Raw genomic sequence first — 19,236 nt, 5'->3', positions numbered from 1 at the left:
CCACTGAAGAAGAAAAAGGAGTTCACCACCTACTATATACAGGTAATGAACTCCTTTCCATTTTCTACATATTAATAAAATACACGTTATTTTTTCACAGTAATCACTTTTTCAGTGCCTTCCTATGCATAAGTGTATTTTGTTATTTGTTATTCACGTACGTATCAAACCATAAATGAATATATCCAGCTGTAATACGCTGTGCTTCCATTAAACGTTTTCCTGTTACCGGTGTTACTTCAGCACGCCATTTGTCAGCAGAGTCTTGTGATACCGCTGCTTTTAGGAACCAACTTTTCGTATTATCATTAACAATTGATGGGAAATCAGCTTTTGCAGCTGATGCTGATGCATGAACCCACTCTTCTGGATTTGTACTTTTCCAATTCCAATAGCCATCTCCATCTGTTACTCTATAATTGTCTTTCACTGTATCAACGAAGTTTTCATATTTTGAGTGGAAGCCAAATGGATGCGAAATGTTAGTAAAGTTTGCTGCATGCATTGGTTGGTTGACATCCCCTAAATAATGAAGTGATAATCCTAAATAAAAGAATGCATTTTTCATATCTTTATTTTGATAAGCTTCACCAGCTAATTTAAAATACTTTGCTCCCGTTTGCTTTGCTTGTTTAGCAAATGGAATATACGTTTTTTCTGAATCAGGATCATAGAAGTGTGAAGCGAATGTGGAATTATCATAGTATGGGTTTTTATAATCTGCAGAATAAATACCTTCCTCCAAATTAGTACGCCATTCATTTAATAGAGCTGTCTCATTTTGCTTCACCACAGTCGTATTTTGGGACATAATATCAATGGCTCTGTTTACAATCCATAAATGAGAACTTACTCCTTCATTATGTACAGATTCCGCTGACCATTTTAGAGCAATAGGTGGATCTTGGCGGTCAATTTCATGTGCAAACGCCACACTTTGAATAGGAGCTGTTAAAGCAATTACAGAAGCTATAGCTAAAATTTTTCTTTTCATAAATATTCCTCCAATTGATGTATAATCTAAATTTCCTTCATATGCTTTTATTGCAACTTATTAGCAAATATATTGAACAATGCGTAATATAGTTAGATAGATTTAATAGATGCTTTATTGTAAAGGTACTAATTCATAGCCAGCGTAGTCTTCAGGGGCAGATATTCCCCACAATTTATCTTGATTTGCAAATAGTTGCTCTGAGGTCTCTAGCTGGAAAGTTGTTATAACTCCATAACTAGATTGCTGTGGATCTGCATTATACCAGTCAGTAGGTCTACCAAGTTTATCTCTAAGATAATCCGTTTTACCTGTTACTAAATCTATTTCCTTCGAATTTTTTTTCTTAACTGTTAAAGTGCTTCTCGATTGGTCACTAAAATAGATCCAGCTTCGATTGCCTGCATTTACATATTTTTTTGTTCCTCCTGCATCAGCATTTGATCCCCCAATCCACATTGACATTGTAATTGGAGTATTATTTCTTACATATCCATCACTCTCTACTCCAGCCGGTGCTTCAAAATTGATAGGTGTACCATAATACTCATTACCTTTTGTATCCTTATGCTTTTCAGCAGCACCGTAATAAGACGAGTTTTTATATTGAATTACATAATGCCAACCCGCAAACTTCTCATAAGTTATTCCAAGTCTATTCTGACCTACGGGTGCTACTCGTTTTTCAAAAGGAATACCTGTCACCCACAAATATTTGTCTACTAGTATATAATCTTTATTTGTGGTAATTGGATCACCATAAATATCAAGTATACGATCGTCCTCAGCTGCATAAGCAGAATTTGTAGGAAAAACAGTTACTATCAAACTAAATATTAGTGCTAAGAATGTAAGTATAGGTAGTTTTCTTTTCATAAACATGTCTTAACTCCTCCTTATTTTTACTAATGGTTTTACCACTTGCGCGCATCGTCTACTAGTAGATAAGCCTCATCCTAGCTAACAAATCTTTCATTTCTCTTTCATAAATGTTACAAAAGTCTTTCAAAGGTCTGACGTATTTGCTAATGAAACTAGCACACAAAGAAGGAAACCTGCATGTTTATTAGCTTTATCGTTAATTTATTTAATCATATATATAAATTATATATAAATATGCAATATTGCATATCAAAATGTATTGATATTAATGTAAGCGCTTACTATAATAAAAACATAAAGATGTACCACATCTTAACACATAAAAAGAGGAGGAAATAACATGGCAATCGCAATGGCAGTTTTAAAATTTTTAGGTGGATTAATTCCAGCCGTACAAGAGCTTTTAAAAGCATTTATGTAAGTTCATTATTCCGCAATTATTTATAAAAATTATCATACAAATGATCTGTATATCAAAGATGAATTGATGTGCAGATCATTTGTGTGAGTAAATTTTAAAAAAAGAATCCCAAAAGGAATTAAGGGATTCTTTTTTATTTCATTCAATTTTTTCTCGAATATTAAATTATTCTTTGTTAAACAGATGAACAAGGAATAGCAAAAGTCTCTTATTCATTACGCTTCGTCGTTATATAATTAAACGAATTTATTTTACTAATAATGAATATGTTCCCTTTCTATTTTCCTCTTCAAAAAATGCAACTAAGTAATACTTCCCAGGTTTCGCTGCAAATTTCCCTTTTATATTATTTCCATCCGCTCGGCCTGTGATTACAGGATTTCCTAAATCCGATTCGTGATACACATCCCAGTTTATTCCAATTCCCTGTTCATCTATAAAAGAAATATCTACTTCTTTTGGAGATGTGACATTGAATGTGTACATATACGCCATATTAGGTCTATCCATATTTCCTTTTGAAAGCTTATTAAAACTAAGTACCTTTGCCTCTTGATAGTTATGACCTGCTGGCTCATCTTTTTTTACGGTAACCGTTGTTTGTCCTCGGCCCACTTTTCCTTTATTATCTTTTACTGTTAGCTTTGCAGTATATGTCCCCTCTTTTCCATATACATGGGTAGGATTTGCTTCTGTACTTGTTGTACCATCGCCAAAATCCCAGAGATACGAAACAATTTTTCCACCTGTGCTTTCTGTACCATCGCTATGAAACTCAACTTTTTCATTTAATATCTCATTGTACGGTCCATTCATATTTACTTTAATCGTCTGTTTTTCTTCTTCTCCCGTTGCAACACCATGGAATACAACATCGTATTCAAATTGATTGTTCGCATTCACACGATAATTGACAAAATACGCTGTAACTGTTTTGTAGCCGCTCCATTCTTTTTGCGCTAATTGTTCTAAAGATTGATTGATTTTCTTGCTCATCGTTTTCCAATCCTCAGATTCTCCTTTTGTTACGCCACCTGTATATGTTCCTTCTAATGTAAACGTATCAAAAAATTGAGACTTATGCTTTGTAATCGTTGCATCTTTTATCTTTGCTACATCTTTAATTTCTTTCTTTACATCAGCTAACGGTTTTGGTGCATGTTCAGCTAAATAATCATCTGATACTTGTGGGGTATTATATGTATCTTGATTATCAATTAACTGCTTCATATAGTCTTGGTATTCTTTATTTAAATTTGGATCCTTACTTAAAGCTTCACGATATGCATCATAATTCTTCACATCATTTGCACGAATGAAATCTTGAATCTTATCGAAAGTTTCAAATTGATGAGTATATAAGTAAGACTGCAGTGCAAAAGAATAATTATAAAAGTCCCATTGCTCTGGTCCTTCTCCATATTTCGAAAATAATGTTCGTTCTGCTGTATAACGTTTCGCAGGATCAGATGATAATCCACTAATTATACTTTTGCGCGGAACAACATTATTCGTACGAGTAGATCCCGCAAAAAATTCTGCATTTCCTTCTTCAAACCAAGTCAAACGTTGATCTTGATACATTTCTCCTTGTCCCCATGATCCTGGAACTTCGTATCTTCCCTGTAAATAGTGTGTAAATTCATGACGGAACAATTCTTCCAAACTATAACGACTTTGCTGCGGTGTACGCTCAAATGTAAAGAACGTTCCTTTTCCTTCAATGTAAATGCCACCATTATTCGTATCATATCCATATAGTTGGCTATTTCGTTTATATTCATCTGGATTATTATAAATTACGATTGTCAGTACATCATCAGCTTTCCCTGATTCTAACGCTCCATCTTTTCCAATTACACGATGATACTGCGCTTTTACTTCTTTAGCAGCCCAATATAGTCTCTTAACCTTTTCTTCTGTTACTTTATCTCCTGTTTTAAATACAATAGAACCGTCATCGAATGTATACGTTTTTGGTAAGTACTGCTGTTGGCCTTCTTCACGGATTTTCTTTAAATCTACTGTATTTCCGTTATAATCTTTTCCATCATAGTTTGTTGAAATTTGCTCTACAGCATTAAAATAAGCTTCACTAAAACGAGGGTACATACGCATTGCTTGTGTAAGTACTTCTAAAGGTTTATTTGGATTACTATGGAATTTCCCGAAACGACCAGTATAATAAACACCATTATTAATTAACCAGGTATTTTCTGTTGTCATTTGATTCAGAAGAGCCAGTCGACTGATTTCATTTATGAAACCATCAATTTTCCCATACCATATTGTTTCATCCGCTTTTTTACGTGTATCCTGCAAGTAAGACTGTATATCGTTATCAATCGCTTGGATAAGATTATACAAGGCGTCCCCTTTATTCTTATCACTTATATATGTAGAAATATTATCGTTATATTGTTTTAATATATTCCCTGCATATTGAACTGTTTCAGCATCACAAGAAGCATTTCTAATTAATTTACCGTATGCAGATACCACTGCATCCTGTTTATCTGTACCAAGTTTAAAATTCGGGTTTTTTGCAATTGCTTTTATTGCCGGTAAACATTTATCACGGAAGCTCCGCTCATATAAATAGTTTACCTCTTTATTATTAAAGCCTACATAAGATACGGAACGTAATACTTCAGCAAATGTCTCAATCCCTTTTGTATCATCTTTTGTAAATGTGCTTCCACGACGACCTAACTCATCAATAATAACCTGGATTCGCTCTTTATTTTGATAAAACGCTTTTGTTTCTTGATTAAATTGATCTAAATCTGTAATTTGATTCCAACTAATACTTGCCAATGTATCGATGAATTCGTCATTACTCATTCTATTTAGCTCTGCTAAAGAATACTTTTGCTGAGATTGTTTTGCCACTGCTCGTTTCACGATCGGAGTCGGACGTTGCGAAAAATCGTTCACTTTTAAACGTTCTTCATAAGACAATGTTTCGTCTGCTTTTGTAGAATGTGCAATTTCATCTGTTGAAGTTTCTATCCCAATTGGTTTCTTTTTTAACACATTATAAGGTGTATTTTCTTCCGCTGATACTTGTGTTTGAATACTTCCAAATGATAAGGCCACTGTACTAATACCGAGCATCATTTGGGTAAACTTTGATTTCTTGTTCATAACATTTCCTCCATTTATAAAATCCATAAAAACACATTATTAATATAACATAATATATAATATAATATTTCATATTATTTCTTTGTATATTTCTGTATACTAGAATACTATATCAAAAAGAAAATGATACGTTTTGATATAATTCGAACAAAAAAAGGCACTCTAATGAGTGTCGAATGAGTACCTTTCTCTGGTTTATAATCTTATTGTTTTAAATCAAATTGAATATGCTAAATGATAAATATTTTGTAAATTACTTGAGCCTTTTGTAAATTATTTAACCCTATAGATTTAGTACGACCAGGTTCATTGTAGTAATATAGATCAACAATATCATATCTGTATGGGAATCTACCAGGATAATAAAAGTTATCTCTATATACTAGTGATAATGAAGCTGAGCTTGATTTTCTGTTTTTCACTTAGATATAAGAGTTAATCAAATATCTACTGGATAATCATATACTTTTCTTAATTTAGATTTATGCAATCTCTCCCTTTTTTTATCATCTCTACATGAATACAAAAGATGAAATTATACTATACATTGCTAATACTTTTCACTTCAGACTGAAATAAAATCACCTTCGATATATTCATCTTAGTATATAAATATTTCAATTCTCTTTCATAAATGTTACAAAAGTCTTTCGTTTTTTTATCCCGCATTAACGGACAGTAACACTCCCACCTCAAAATTCAGCGAAAGCAAAGAAGTTAGGTGCGAGATGAACTGTCCGTAAAAGCCCGATTCGTTCAACTAATAATCAGTGGGGGATGGAGAAAACCCCCACTGATTAAAGTTTCACTTTATATAAAAGCTTTAGGATAATTGTATCTAATCTCTGAATATTAGATTTAGGGGACTCGTCACATCGCTATCAAGCTAAGTTTTTATTCAGATTTTCTAGCTGACTGCTCAACAAATCATCTAGCACCATAAGTCCATCTACTCCTGAAAACAAATCAATTATTTTAAACGTTTTTTCTCAGTATTGGTCTAGCGTTAGAAAGTACAAATAGAGAAAATATTATTTCACCTATAACACTCCCAACAGCAATGCCTGTATTAAATAACCCGAATATTCCCATTCTATAGTCCTTTACTAAAAAAGGTACACTAGAAACTCTTCTCCCTTTACAACAAGTTTAAAAAATCAGAGCCCAATGTAGTGCAGTGTTTAACAAATATGTGTGATTATTAAACATAGAAAAAACCCCTGATTTTTGTTCAAAAATAAGGGGTTTTTGGCAATTTATTTCTTCTCCATCACAGCAAAGTAATTCTCTTCATGATCCGCAAAATTAAACACTCTACCTGAAGGCATATTTACAATTTCTCCGACTGTGATATTTTTATTTAATAAGGTGCTACGTAATTCATCGAGATTTTCCGAAAAAAACATTAAAGAAGGTGTACCGAGATTTAATCCAGGTGACATTTTAGCAACGAATTCCTTATTGTGCAAAATGATGCTTGTTTCTGCGCCCTTTGTTGGAGCAATTTCAATCCATCTCATTCCTTGACCGTTATTTTCTTCAGAAACTACACGAAACCCTACTTTTTCTGTCCAAAAATCCACTGCCTCATCTTGGTTATTAACATACAACATAATTTGACCAACTTTATGAATCATAGACTTCCCCACTCCCTTATATAAGTAAATACCAAACCCGATGCTTCTAATTCTTTCCATCGCCAAGGTTTCTGAAACCCCGTGACAACTTAATAAATACGCTAATAAATGAAAACTTCCTTCTAAAAGAAACGGAGCATTTTCGTTTAAGTAGGAGATTATAAAAGAAAGATAGAATAGTAACAAAAGATTTTATAAGGGAGGTATATCATTGCCAATTTCAAAAGATACTGTTAGTTACATAATTCGTACTGGAAAAATAGAAGATTCCGAGACCATTTTAGACATACAGAAATCCGTTGTTTCCGAAGGCAAGTTTCTCATTTCGTTATCCGAAGAGTTTAAGAAAACGTCATCCGAGCAAAGAGAATGGGTACAAGGCGTATTGGAGAATGAAAGAGAAACATTACTTGTTGCTGAAAAAGATGGTGAAGTTGTTGGTTGGATCGTATTTCTTACCGAAAATAAAAAACGATTGTCTCATACAGGCTCCTTTGGAATCATGATTAGTAAAAATTACAGAGGACTCGGAATTGGAACAATGCTACTACAAGCTTTATTAGACTGGGCAGAGAAAAATCCTCTCATTGAAAAAGTAAGTTTAGGAGTTTTCTCAACAAATCATAGTGCAATATCGTTGTACAAAAAGATGGGCTTCATTGAAGAAGGTCGTAAAATTAAAGAGTTTAAAATGACTGATAATGAATATGTGGATGATATTCTTATGTATAAATTCGTTTAGTAGAATTGATTGAATGAAGATTTTCAACTACAAGACAATCACAGGTACCACGCAATAAAAGCCGTTCTCCTATAAACTACGGAAATCGGCTTTTATCATTTATATTGAACACTTTTATTCATGTAAAAAGATTAAGATTTATTAGCGATTATCATAAACCGTTTTGAATTTGTACGGATTCCTTTTTCAGTTTTGTTTGTTATGATGAATTTCCCCAAAATGTCAAAGTCCTCTTTCTCTTCACCAAATCTTGGTATGATAGGTGTGTGTTTTAATAGGAATAGGAGGTCTTCAGGCGTTTGGTAATAATCAATCGCATCATATTCTAATATTTGCACATCAGTAAAGCCTGCAGACTTCAACTCTCGAACATACTTTTCTTTTAATGTGCCGTCTTTTTCCCCTAAACATTGCCCTCTTCCAAACGTTTCTTTTAAGTTCCATTTATCATGTTCGCTAACTTGCTGCGTCAAAAAGATACCATCTGTTTTTATTACTTTTGCTACTTCTGCTGCAACAAAAGGCGCATGACAACAAGACACAATGTCAAAAAAAGAATGTGGAAACATCAAGCTTTCGGACTCCATTTGGAAAAACCTAACGTTTGATACACTTGCTTTTTCCAAATTAGACTGTGCTGTTTCTATCATTCCACTTGAATTATCAATCCCAATCATGAATAAGGCTGCCGGTGCAATTCTTAATACATTCTCTCCCCCGCCTGTACCAATATCTAGCAAAACATCTGAGGATTTGCATCTCTCTATGACTTCTTCATAAAACTCCCACGTAGCACCTTCTGTTACGTATTTCAGTTTACTAAAATCCCAACCGTTTGATCTTCCGACTTTATCATAAAAATTTTTGTAATCTAATTCATTCATTTTGTGTATCCACCTTCCAAAAGAGTGTAAAAACTAAGTTTTTGAGACTTGTTAACGAAATAGTCCAGTGCCTTAGTTTGATAAGAACAGTGACTACCGCAACGGATTCAAAGCTTATATTTCCGAAAAAGGACAGACTTCTCCCTTGATGGCTGGTACGCGTTTTTTCCAGCCCGAAAACTAGTTACTTCAAACAATACGGAAAGTCATCTACTTCACCTCATTTGAAAGATTATATTTCATTATACGCCGTAACAATTTTTGTATCTATTGTAGAGTTCAGACTATTAGATGAATTCTATTGAAACGTATTTTTAATTCTATTTCGCACTATTAATATAATTCCACCTAAAATTGATAACATCCCTAAAGGCATTGTATTGGATTCTGTACCTCCGGCGTTAGGAAGTTCCCTGTTATCGTTTTTCATTTTAAGAGGAGTGTTGGTTTGTTTCGTCTGTGTTAATTCAGATACTTTCTTTTCTACATTTTGCTTTGTCTGTGTTAATTCAGCTATTTTCTCTTCTACATTTTGCTTCGTACGTGTTAATTCAGTTAATTTATTTTCTATAGTTTGCTTCGTCTGTTTCAATTCAGTTACTTTCTCTTCTTCTACATTTTGCTTCGTACGTGTTAATTCAGTTAATTTATTTTCTATAGTTTGCTTGATCTGTTTTAACTCAGATACTTTTTCTTCTATAGTTTGCTTCGTACGTGTTAATTCAGTTAATTTATTTTCTATAGTTTGCTTGATCTGTTTTAACTCAGATACTTTCTCTTCTGCATTTTGTTTCGTCTGTTTTAATTCAGTTAATTTCTCTTCTGCATCTTGCTTGATCTGCTTTAATTCTGATAACTTCTCTTCTGCATTTTGTTTCGTCTGTTTTAATTCAGTTAATTTCTCTTCTGCATTTTGCTTGATCTGCTTTAATTCTGCTACTTTCTCTTCTGCATTTTGCTTCGTCTGTTTTAATTCTGCTACTTTCTCTTCTGCATTTTGCTTCGTCTGTTTTAATTCTGCTACTTTCTCTTCTGCATTTTGCTTCGTTTGTTTTAATTCTGCTACTTTCTCTTCTGCATTTTGCTTCGTTTGTTTTAATTCTGCTACTTTCTCTTCTGCGCTTTGCTTCGTCTGTTTTAATTCTGCTACTTTCTCTTCCGCATTTTGCTTCGCCTGTTTTAATTCAGATGCTCTCTCTTCTGCATTTTGTTTCGCCTGCTTTAGTTCGGATAACTTCTCTTCTGCATGTTGTTTGATAGAATCGTGTATTTTGACGGTATCAGGAACTTCAGCATTAATGGTGTCAGCTCCTGTTATCATTGCTAAAGCTAGTGTGGATATTGCTACTGTTTTTTTCGTACTCATCATTTTGGACCTCTTTTCTTTCATGAGTAATGAACTATTATGTACAAATCTGAAGATGAAAATATCATAATACCAGTATAACATTATACCAAATGTTTACAAATAAAACTAGAATAGTAGGTCTATGTGTAATTGGAGCCAGTATAGTTATGTGGACATAATGTAGTTCAGTCCTTACAATGGATTTCAAAGAGGAAATGTACCTATGATAAATACGAAACTTCAGGAAAAATTTAACGCATTAACTCTCCCGTAAGAAAGGAAGGTATATATATGACAGAGATATTGAATTTATTTTTATACTTCATTTTGTTTATCCTAATAATATCCATAGTCTGTTTCATCTTATTAGTACTCATGAAGGTTTTCGGAAAACAAATGAATAATCGTCGTTCTGTTGAAAAAGAACTAAAAAAACATTCTTCAATAACAGATACAGCAGGACATAAAGACTCAAACATAACTACCAAAGATGCTGAAGCAGATTGGATGAATGCAGTGATGACAACATCTTTTCTTGCTGCAGCTATGAAAAGTGCCAGTGAAAATTCAAATATCGATCATGATTCAGGAACTAGCAGCGATAGTTCCGATGCAGCAAGCCATACTGATTCATTCGATAGTGGGGACTCATAGGGTGAATCAGTATGAAGAATACTTAGCTGTGAATGATAACATTCGCTAGTTTTGTATACACTTCATCACCAGGCTTATATTTTGTTATATTTGTACCTACTTTCACTACAATACCTGAAGCATCTAATCCTAAAATAATAGGAAATGAAAAAGGCGATTTCTCTTGCAATTCTCCCTTTCTCGTTTTCCAATCAACTGGATTTATCCCACATTAACGGACAGTAACACTCCCACCTCAAAATTCAGCGGAAGCGAAGAAGTTAGGTGGGCCGTAAAAGCCCGATTGGTTCAACTAATAATCAGTGGGGATGGAGAAAACCCCCACTGATTAAAGTTTCACTTTATAGCTGCCGCACAGAATATCAAGAAAATTGCCAACCACTTAGCCTAACTAGGCTAAGTAGCTGGCAGGCCTTTTTGATTCTTTTTTAGTTTAGCGAGAATGCTTTGTGAATAGATGAATTGCTTTTTCAGGTACATAGAATTTTCCATTGCTTTCTACAACGATGCTTCCTAATTCATAATCTTTTCCATCGATACGGATCATATTTTTATTAACAAACAATTGAGCCTCCGCTTTATTGTGTTTTACTACAAGCACCGGGTTTGCTACATCTTTTTTGTCAATCGTTACAGTTGCACCAATTTGTTTAAAGGCTGTTTCGGCATCTAAGAATAATTTGTTTGTTAATTCTCCTAAGTGAAAGCCCATTGCTTTGGCCATTGTCTTCGCAATGTCCGTATTTTGGACGAAACCGTATGGCTTCCCGGGGCCGTAAGAGTATAAGAATACATCTTCACCCGTATGACCACCTGTTGTAAAACCGATGTTCGCACGGTTGGCCAATAATTTAGTAAGGATTGGACCTACATCGGCTTTTTTTTGTGCAGCTTTTAACTTTTCTTTTTCATCATCAGTTAGGTTATCTAAACCGTAAAGTGCAGCTACCTCTTTTATATTAGATAAATCATCTTTTAGTTTATTTGTAGCACCTTCAAGTGTCATTTTTGCCTTTTTCAGTGGAGCAATGTAGGCAGATACCGGTGTGGTATCATATCCTTTTGTAGTATTTTTATTACCAATGGAAATACCGCTGTTACCATGGTCCGCTAAAGCAATGACCATCGTGTTCCCATCTTTTTTCGCAAACTGTAACGCTTCTGCAACTGCAGCATCAAATGCCAATACATCGCTAATCATCCCGATTGGATCATTGGCATGTGCTGCCCAATCTGGCTTACTGCCTTCTACAAATAAGAAGAAACCATCTTTATCTTTTGATAATGTTTGAATTGCTTTTCTCGTCATTTGGGAAAGTGTTGGCTGCTCAGGGCTGGTCGCTTCACGATCCATATCGAACGCAAGTGCAGCATTTGAGAACGAGCCCCAAATTTTATCGGATTTGGAGTTTAACAGGGCATCCTTTGTTTCCACAAAGTCGTACCCTTTGTCTTGAATCACTTTTATTAAATCTTCGTTGTCTTGCCGGATTCCACTGCTTGCCGCAGGCTGAAGTACTGCCTTTCCCCCGCCTAACACGACTTCTATATTTTGATACACTTGCTGCTCACCAATCACCTCAAAATTTTTTCGAATAACATGGTGAGCAGAAAAACCAGCCGGAGTAGCATGCTGAATTTCCGATGTAGCAATGATTCCTGTTGCGCGGCCGGAACGTTCTGCTCCTTCTAAGACGTTGGCAACTGGACGAGACTTGTCTTCTTCTTTGATTTGTTCTAAGCCAGGTGAATTCACAACAGAAGGTAATACGCCCACGTAGCTTGAATTTGATTTATTTCCTGTCGCTAAAGCTGTTGCTGCTGGCGCTGAATCGGTAATAGCTGATTCTGCCGAATAAGTACGAACGCCTCCTGATACGATTTGATCTAGTGCAAGAGGTGCACCTTTATACCATCGAGCCAATGTTGTGGCTGAAGAGCTTGTCCCATCCATAACCATCATAATGACATTTTTTGGTTGCTTCCCTACTTGTGTCGCCTCAGCCTTTACCTCGTTATCGTTCATCATGCTTCCTGCACCTAACGAACCTAGTGCTACTATTCCCGCTAATGTTAATCCCATCATCTTTTTACGAAGAGTAGTCATTGTTGTCCCTCCAAAATTTTTCAGCATCCCCAATCTAACATTCGTATGTAAACAAGCTGTTTCTTCTTATTTAGTAGTACCCTATTGTCACGAAGCTAACAATAACTCGTTCCCTTTGCAGCCAAGTAGTTGCAAAAGTTTTTACAGGAATTACTGTTACTGTTTTAACCGAATCCTAATTTTTAATATTATAATGAATACAGGATTACCAGAAAATACAAACAAAGGAGAGACCATATGAATGATATGAAGGATAATTTAATCCCCCTTTTAGAAGAGTTAAAAAAAGAACCTACGAAAGAAAATGTAACCGAAATATTAAAAGAATTCGGTGTACAGTCTCCGGAATATTGGGCTAAAGATGAGATAGAAGGTAAAGAAGCTGTTCTTGCTAGCTTTCGTTTTTTAAGACCCTTGCAAGAAATATTAGATATGTATTTATATGACAGTGAAGGCTGGGTTCAACACTCTAATGAACGTGCTAATGAACAAGCGACTCCCGCTTCAGACGATTTGATTATAAAAGAAATGGTGCAAGCAGGAATCTCGCCTGAAAAGATAGGATTGTTTGCGTACTGGATAGCTAGATCAACTATTAACGAGATTCTATATCGTCTATCTGATCCATGCGGTGGAGATTATGATTTACCAAATGAAGGAGAAGAGCTACCCTCTTGGAGACTAGAGGAATATACAGCGCAAAGTGGAAATCCAATGAACGTAGAACGTACAGGACGGCTTTTACTTGAATTACATAATATTTTTCCATTCCATAATCCAGGTGAAAAATAAGAAAAAAGACAAACAATTGAATTCTCTCCCCTCTAGCATAATAGCAGGGAATTTTTTGATCATGTAGAAAAAGGTCATATGCTATATTCTTCAACTATGTGAATCGTATAGTGAATCGAATGATATAAGGGTGGGAGTTAATGTGTTAAGAAAACCAAAGAGATTACAACCGGGAGATCGCGTCGCGACAATTAGTCCTTCTTGGGGAGGCGCAGGCGATCCGGAACTGAGATGGCGTTATGAGCAAGGGGTAAAAAGATTAGAAGAAGTTTTTGGTCTTGTGGTTGTACCTATGCCAAATAGTTTGAAAGGCTCTGATTATATTTACGAGAATCCACAAGCCCGTGCGATAGATCTAATGACGGCATTTCAAGATAAAAGTATTAAAGGGATCTTTGCCAATATTGGCGGAGAAGATAGTATTCGCCTGCTTCCTTATATTGATTTTGATGTTATACGTGAGAATCCAAAAATTTTTATGGGATATTCAGATGTGACCATTCCACATTTATTTTGTCATAAAGCAGGCATTTCTTCTTTTTACGGTCCAGCTATTTTAACCGATTTTGCTGAAAACGTTGAAATGGATCCATATACGATTGAAATGGTTAATCGAATCCTTTTTTCAAATGAGACGATTGGCAACATTCAACCCGCTACAGAATGGACAAGTGAGCGTTTGGAATGGATTGAATCGAACAAACATACACGTCGCACTATGCAACAAAATACTGGATATGAACTCCTTCAAGGATCCGGCATCGTACAAGGCCGTTTAATCGGAGGTTGTATAGAAGTACTAGAATTCGCAAAAGGAACAGAACTTTGGCCTGAGAAAAAATATTGGGAAAACAGCATTCTATTCTTTGAAACATCTGAAGACAAGCCAGATCCAACTTATATTAGATATTGGTTACGAAATTATGCAGCGCAAGGCATTTTACAAAACACGAATGGAATCATTTTCGGCAAACCGAAAGACGAGAAATATTATGAAGAATATAAACATGAAATTCTAACAGTTATGAAAGAATATAGTTTAGAAGATTTACCGATTCTTTATAACTTAAATTTTGGTCATACCGAACCTAAGTTTATTTTACCTTATGGTGCAATGGCAGAGATTGATTGTGAGAAAAAGACATTCTCGATTTTAGAGAGTGGCGTGCAATAACGTAAAATTACCATCATTAAGGGGTCACTCCTCCCCTGCTGATGGCTCTCAGGATGTATTCCTATCGAGTTCTATACATGTGAACGAGCACGTTGTCACAGAAGAAACTTTTCTTCCGATAACGTGCTTTTTTATTTACATAATGTTCCTTGGCTTCAGAAAAAGATATAATATAAATCTCGAATATACATTGAATTCTTTATACTATCACGAAAAAAGGAGAGTGTATGTTGAAAAAACAAACAATAATAATAGGTATTACTGTATACAGCTTATTATGTATGGCATCTATATATACATATACAAAACAAATAGCCAATCCTGTTATGAGTGATGTGGGCAGATTGCTTCCTACAAAGATTAAACGGGTTGAAAACGTGGAGAATGAGCAGACCTTAAAGAAGCTAGTTAAAGATACAAATGCTTCAGGTGAGAAGATTTCAATTGCGGGCATGCAGCATAGCCAAGGCGGACAGACCTATTATCCAAATGGTACAGTGCTAGATATGAAAGGTTATAACAAAATATTAGAGTTTGATCCAGAGAAGAAGAGAATTCGCGTGCAAAGCGGCGTGACATGGGATGATATTCAAAAGAAAGTAAATCCATATGGTCTTGCTGTTCAAGTGATGCAGTCTCAAAATATTTTTACAGTTGGTGGTTCGTTAAGTGTAAATGTACATGGACGTGATATTCGTCATGAAGCACTCATTGATACAGTAGAATCATTTCGATTGTTAATGGCAGATGGTACGGTTAAGAATGTAAGCAGGGAAGAAAATGCTGATTTGTTTCCTTATGTTATTGGTGGCTACGGGTTATTCGGTGTGATCTTAGATGTGACGCTTAAGTTAACGGAAGACGAACTATATGAAATGCAGACGAGAACGCTAGATTATAAGGAGTATACAGCATATTTTAAAGAGAAGGTAAAAAAGGACGAGAATGTTCGAATGCACCTAGCGCGTATTTCCGTAGCTCCAACCTCATTTTTAAAAGAAATGTATGTAACAGATTATGTTTTAGCAGAGAACCAAAATAAACGGGAAGAATACAGCAAACTAAAGGAAGAAAATATTATTGCTGCACCGAAATTATTCCTTGGATTATCAAGGTATAGTGACTGGGGAAAGAATACGTTTTGGGATATGCAAAGGAACTACATTGAACGCATAAATGGAACATATGAAACTCGAAATAATGTGATGCGATCAGATAGTACTTTTATGGAATACGAAAATCCAAATCGAACAGAGGTTTTACAAGAATATTTCGTACCTATCGATCACTTTACAGCGTATATAGATGATTTGCGAAATGTATTAAACAAAGAAGAGTTGAACCTTCTTAATATTACTATCCGTTATGTAGAAAAAAATGAGAATGCGGTTTTATCCTATGCAAAGGATGATATGTTTGCACTTGTACTCCTTATTAATCAAGGACGTTCTGAGGGTGAAATAAAGAAAACGAAAGCAGTGTTAGGGAAGATGATAGATGTTACTTTAAAGCACAATGGCAGTTATTATTTACCCTATTATTCTTATCCAACAAAGCAGCAACTTAAGAAGGCATATCCACGTATAGAGGAATTCTTTCAAAAAAAGAAAGAGAGTGATCCGCAAGAACGATTTGTAAATCTATTTTATAAGGAGTACAGTGAATGACATATAGAAGATTTGTAACTTCGCAAAGCATAATTATGATGGCTGGTAGTATGGTATTCCCCTTTTACATACTGCTGCTTCGAAATGTTGGAGATAGTTTCTCTCAATTTGGTTGGGCATATGGCTTATTTGCGTTAACTTCCGCTTTAGTCTATCCACTAATAGGAAAGATCTCTGACAAATTTGGAGATAAAAAACTATTAATTGTATATGCTTGGTCTATGGCGGTATTAATGCTCTTTTTTCCCATTGCTACAGAAGTTTGGCATGTTTACATTCTGCAAATTATTATGGGTTGCTTAGGTGCCGTGCAACGAAACACCGAAAAAACTTCACTTGCACGAAAAGTAGAAAGCAAAGAAGCGGGCTATGAAATAGGAAAATACCACGTATGGACTTCAGTTGGCGGTGCAGTAGCTGTCATTGCAACAGGGTATCTAGTAGATTTTTTAACGATTGGTACCATTTTTTATATTGCTTCCGTTTTATATATGGTGAGCGGTATTGTAATAGGAAGGCAGCATAAGTAGACAGTAATCTATCTACTAAATAGTGCTTTTTTAGTATTCACTTGGACAATTAATAAAAAAGAGCATTAGCACTGCTCTTTTTTGTGGTTCTAGTGCAAGAATTTTATCAGTTTGAACTAGTCTGTTTTTAACCCCTCCACAAACTTCCCAAACTCCTTCAAAAACCTTAGCTGCATCCCTCCAACAGGTCCGTTCCGATGCTTTGCTATCTGAATTTCTGTTATATCTTTATGCTCCGTCTCCTTATCATAATAATCATCCCGATACATAATCACACCCGCATTCTGCTCAATCTGCCCTTTCATCCTTAGATCAGACCAAAGCAGACGCTTATCTTGACGCGACTCTACCCCGCGGGACAATTACGACGGCACTACGACGCACACGTTTAAATCACGTGCTAGCAGTTTACGGGAAACCTCACCCATTTCTTGAAACACGTTTCCTCTATTGGTCGAATCACCTGTAATAAGCTGCAAATAATCAATACTAATAACTAGAAATTGAAGAATTTAACATACTTTCAAAAATAGCGAATTGTTATGGTAATATTTCCAATGTATAATTATGGTATTGTTTGTTTTTATGAAAAAAATACGGGGGAATTTTTAATGAAAAAAATCATACTAGGGACACTTACAACTTTCTTTTTATTGGCTGGATGTAATAATTCTACTGAAAGTAAACCAGTCGATACAAAAAAGACTGCGGCAGAAGAAACAACTAAATCTACAAAAAATGAGGATAAACAGGATACGAATCCGAAAAAAACTGAAGAAGTTTTATCACCTACCAATCAGAGTACAAAAGATTTCATCACACCATTATTAGTAAAATCAGAAACACCTGCTGATATTATGACAATACAAATGCAAGAAGATAAGAAACAAAAATTTGAGGAAATTACGAAAAAAACGCAAGCGAGTATTCAAAAAAATTATGATTGGTACATAGAATATTTAAAAACAGTACAACCTGGAGAAAGATTACCTTACCATGAAAACATGGGAATTACACAAGAAGAATATGAATTCTTCTTATCATCTGATCAATATATGAAACTTGTTAAAGGACAAGAAGGAAAAATTCACTTCAAAAAGATCAGTGACAATGTATACGAGATTCAAACGAGTTCTCCAATCAAATTATTAAACAAAGTTCAAATTGATTTTGCTAGCAATACATTAAAAACAGAGTTTGGCACACTAAATTACGATGATAAAATCGAAGCTGCTGATGGTCAAAAAATAACTGGTAGATGGAATGGTGAACAGTGGCGACTAAGCAATGATAACTTCAATGTAAAGTATGCAATTGGTCAGCTGGAAGACTCTAAGAAAACAATTATTTACATAACAGCAAAAGGTCTTTTAGATGGTAAAACAATCAATCAAGAGCAAGTAATCGAATTTAAAGCTCAATAATTCATACGCTAAAAAGGATAGATAGTGGTAGAACATTCTACTGCACCTATCTTTTTTATCTTATAAATTAAAAAATATTAATCAAAGTATACCTTTTATTCAGGATATCTACAGCAACAATACTTTTAATCTGTATTTATAGGGGGAGCACCCCATGCCTATCAAACTAAGAAAATAAGTTACCTCAAAACAAAAATTCACTCCATCACAGTGGTCTATGAGAACTATATAAATATGATAGATATAGGGATAACGACACTTATGCGCCTACGGGTGAATAATTAGAATCGGCAAATAATTCCTACCTATACAAAAGGATGACGATTCCGTAATCAGAAAGGTTTCAGACTTATCCCTCCATATGAAGAAAGGACTAGGTTCATGACAACCCCGTCCCAAATTCCCTCTCATTTACTTTTGTTTTGTATATCGAATCGTTTGAAAAGATTCTGGATCAAACAACTGGATTTTCCCCTCACCAAAGTTCTGAATTTTTAAGTTGTCATTCTATGATAATGATAGTGCCATTCAAAATATTTCTTATTTTCCTGATTCCAATAAAAACACTTTCTACCGTTTATTTTCGTAAGTTCATTTAGTGAATTTTACAATTTTTCCAGAGTTCATATCCTCTATGCAATCTACATATCCTAACGAATTCACAGTAATATATCCTTCTTCGAACCATACATCACAAGCCTTGCACATAGGTACAACAACGTTTACATCCTGTCTCTCTCGAATGTCACATTCTAAATGTTTCTTTATATAGGTTGCTGTCAATCCTTTTAAGGGAAAATGCCTTCCACAAATGCCCAGCTCGTTTTCCCCCA

Annotated in this window: 15 protein-coding genes and 2 pseudogenes; 8 read left to right on the top strand and 9 right to left on the bottom strand. The window is 34.9% G+C overall.

Annotated features, from left to right (window positions below; all coding sequences use genetic code 11):
- Positions 1–142: 142 nt before the first annotated feature.
- Positions 143–994, bottom strand: coding sequence for a phospholipase C (locus tag BPMYX0001_RS04245; protein WP_006093744.1), 852 nt, complete (start codon positions 992–994; stop codon positions 143–145).
- 114 nt (positions 995–1,108) lie between these two features.
- Positions 1,109–1,876 (bottom strand): hypothetical protein, encoded by a 768-nt coding sequence (locus BPMYX0001_RS04240; RefSeq protein ID WP_018782974.1) that lies wholly within the window; start codon positions 1,874–1,876, stop codon positions 1,109–1,111.
- A gap of 234 nt (positions 1,877–2,110) precedes the next feature.
- On the opposite strand from BPMYX0001_RS04240, the pseudogene BPMYX0001_RS34665 reads away from it, so the two are divergent.
- A pseudogene (locus BPMYX0001_RS34665) lies at positions 2,111–2,297 on the top strand (hypothetical protein).
- Between the two features lie 246 nt (positions 2,298–2,543).
- Here the strand turns inward: BPMYX0001_RS34665 and colA are convergent.
- Together colA and BPMYX0001_RS04225 are read right to left on the bottom strand one after the other, a co-directional pair.
- Positions 2,544–5,444 carry a collagenase ColA gene (colA, locus tag BPMYX0001_RS04230; protein WP_018782973.1) on the bottom strand — a complete coding sequence of 967 codons (2,901 nt, stop codon included), beginning with the start codon at positions 5,442–5,444 and terminating at the stop codon, positions 2,544–2,546.
- A gap of 1,256 nt (positions 5,445–6,700) precedes the next feature.
- Entirely contained in the window at positions 6,701–7,081 is a 381-nt protein-coding gene (locus tag BPMYX0001_RS04225) for a VOC family protein (protein WP_033799617.1), read from the bottom strand.
- Positions 7,082–7,292: 211 nt separating this feature from the next.
- Here BPMYX0001_RS04225 and BPMYX0001_RS04220 point away from each other — a divergent pair, with 211 nt between their 5' ends.
- Positions 7,293–7,823 (top strand): GNAT family N-acetyltransferase, encoded by a 531-nt coding sequence (locus BPMYX0001_RS04220; RefSeq protein WP_006093740.1) that lies wholly within the window; start codon positions 7,293–7,295, stop codon positions 7,821–7,823.
- A gap of 131 nt (positions 7,824–7,954) precedes the next feature.
- Here the strand turns inward: BPMYX0001_RS04220 and BPMYX0001_RS04215 are convergent, their stop codons facing one another.
- The gene (locus BPMYX0001_RS04215; protein ID WP_006093739.1) at positions 7,955–8,707 is read right to left on the bottom strand and encodes a class I SAM-dependent methyltransferase; all 753 of its coding nucleotides are present in this window, start codon (positions 8,705–8,707) and stop codon (positions 7,955–7,957) included.
- A gap of 298 nt (positions 8,708–9,005) precedes the next feature.
- Positions 9,006–10,076 carry an LPXTG cell wall anchor domain-containing protein gene (locus BPMYX0001_RS04210; protein WP_006093738.1) on the bottom strand — a complete coding sequence of 357 codons (1,071 nt, stop codon included), beginning with the start codon at positions 10,074–10,076 and terminating at the stop codon, positions 9,006–9,008.
- Positions 10,077–10,346: 270 nt separating this feature from the next.
- On the opposite strand from BPMYX0001_RS04210, the gene BPMYX0001_RS04205 reads away from it, so the two are divergent.
- Complete coding sequence (locus BPMYX0001_RS04205; protein ID WP_033798686.1) at positions 10,347–10,709, top strand: hypothetical protein; 363 nt, start codon at positions 10,347–10,349, stop codon at positions 10,707–10,709.
- Between the two features lie 22 nt (positions 10,710–10,731).
- Here the strand turns inward: BPMYX0001_RS04205 and BPMYX0001_RS04200 are convergent, their stop codons facing one another.
- Positions 10,732–10,914: an alcohol dehydrogenase catalytic domain-containing protein gene (locus tag BPMYX0001_RS04200; protein ID WP_078211899.1), complete on the bottom strand. Its 183-nt coding sequence runs from the start codon at positions 10,912–10,914 to the stop codon at positions 10,732–10,734.
- A gap of 228 nt (positions 10,915–11,142) precedes the next feature.
- Positions 11,143–12,816: an alkaline phosphatase gene (locus tag BPMYX0001_RS04195; RefSeq protein ID WP_033798685.1), complete on the bottom strand. Its 1,674-nt coding sequence runs from the start codon at positions 12,814–12,816 to the stop codon at positions 11,143–11,145.
- A gap of 237 nt (positions 12,817–13,053) precedes the next feature.
- Between BPMYX0001_RS04195 and BPMYX0001_RS04190 the strand changes: the two genes are divergently transcribed.
- The 4 genes from BPMYX0001_RS04190 to BPMYX0001_RS04175 all read left to right on the top strand — a co-directional run bounded on the left by BPMYX0001_RS04190 (position 13,054) and on the right by BPMYX0001_RS04175 (position 16,979).
- Positions 13,054–13,608 (top strand): hypothetical protein, encoded by a 555-nt coding sequence (locus BPMYX0001_RS04190; RefSeq protein ID WP_006093734.1) that lies wholly within the window; start codon positions 13,054–13,056, stop codon positions 13,606–13,608.
- A gap of 142 nt (positions 13,609–13,750) precedes the next feature.
- Complete coding sequence (locus BPMYX0001_RS04185) at positions 13,751–14,782, top strand: S66 family peptidase (RefSeq protein WP_006093733.1); 1,032 nt, start codon at positions 13,751–13,753, stop codon at positions 14,780–14,782.
- A 230-nt stretch (positions 14,783–15,012) separates the two neighbouring features.
- The gene (locus tag BPMYX0001_RS04180) at positions 15,013–16,449 is read left to right on the top strand and encodes an FAD-binding oxidoreductase (protein WP_033798684.1); all 1,437 of its coding nucleotides are present in this window, start codon (positions 15,013–15,015) and stop codon (positions 16,447–16,449) included.
- Positions 16,446–16,979: an MFS transporter gene (locus tag BPMYX0001_RS04175; protein ID WP_018782957.1), complete on the top strand. Its 534-nt coding sequence runs from the start codon at positions 16,446–16,448 to the stop codon at positions 16,977–16,979. The genes BPMYX0001_RS04180 and BPMYX0001_RS04175 overlap by 4 nt, the downstream gene beginning before the upstream one ends.
- Positions 16,980–17,095: 116 nt before the next feature.
- On the opposite strand, the pseudogene BPMYX0001_RS33790 reads toward BPMYX0001_RS04175, so the two are convergent.
- Positions 17,096–17,479, bottom strand: a pseudogene (locus tag BPMYX0001_RS33790) (DnaB-like helicase C-terminal domain-containing protein); the annotation flags it as partial.
- A gap of 111 nt (positions 17,480–17,590) precedes the next feature.
- On the opposite strand from BPMYX0001_RS33790, the gene BPMYX0001_RS04165 reads away from it, so the two are divergent.
- Entirely contained in the window at positions 17,591–18,403 is an 813-nt protein-coding gene (locus BPMYX0001_RS04165; protein WP_098114281.1) for a hypothetical protein, read from the top strand.
- The last annotated feature ends 833 nt before the right edge of the window (positions 18,404–19,236 follow it).

The sequence above is a fragment of the Bacillus pseudomycoides DSM 12442 genome (assembly GCF_000161455.1).
In the GTDB taxonomy this organism is placed as follows: domain Bacteria; phylum Bacillota; class Bacilli; order Bacillales; family Bacillaceae_G; genus Bacillus_A; species Bacillus_A pseudomycoides.
This window is presented reverse-complemented; position numbering and strand designations above follow the sequence as displayed.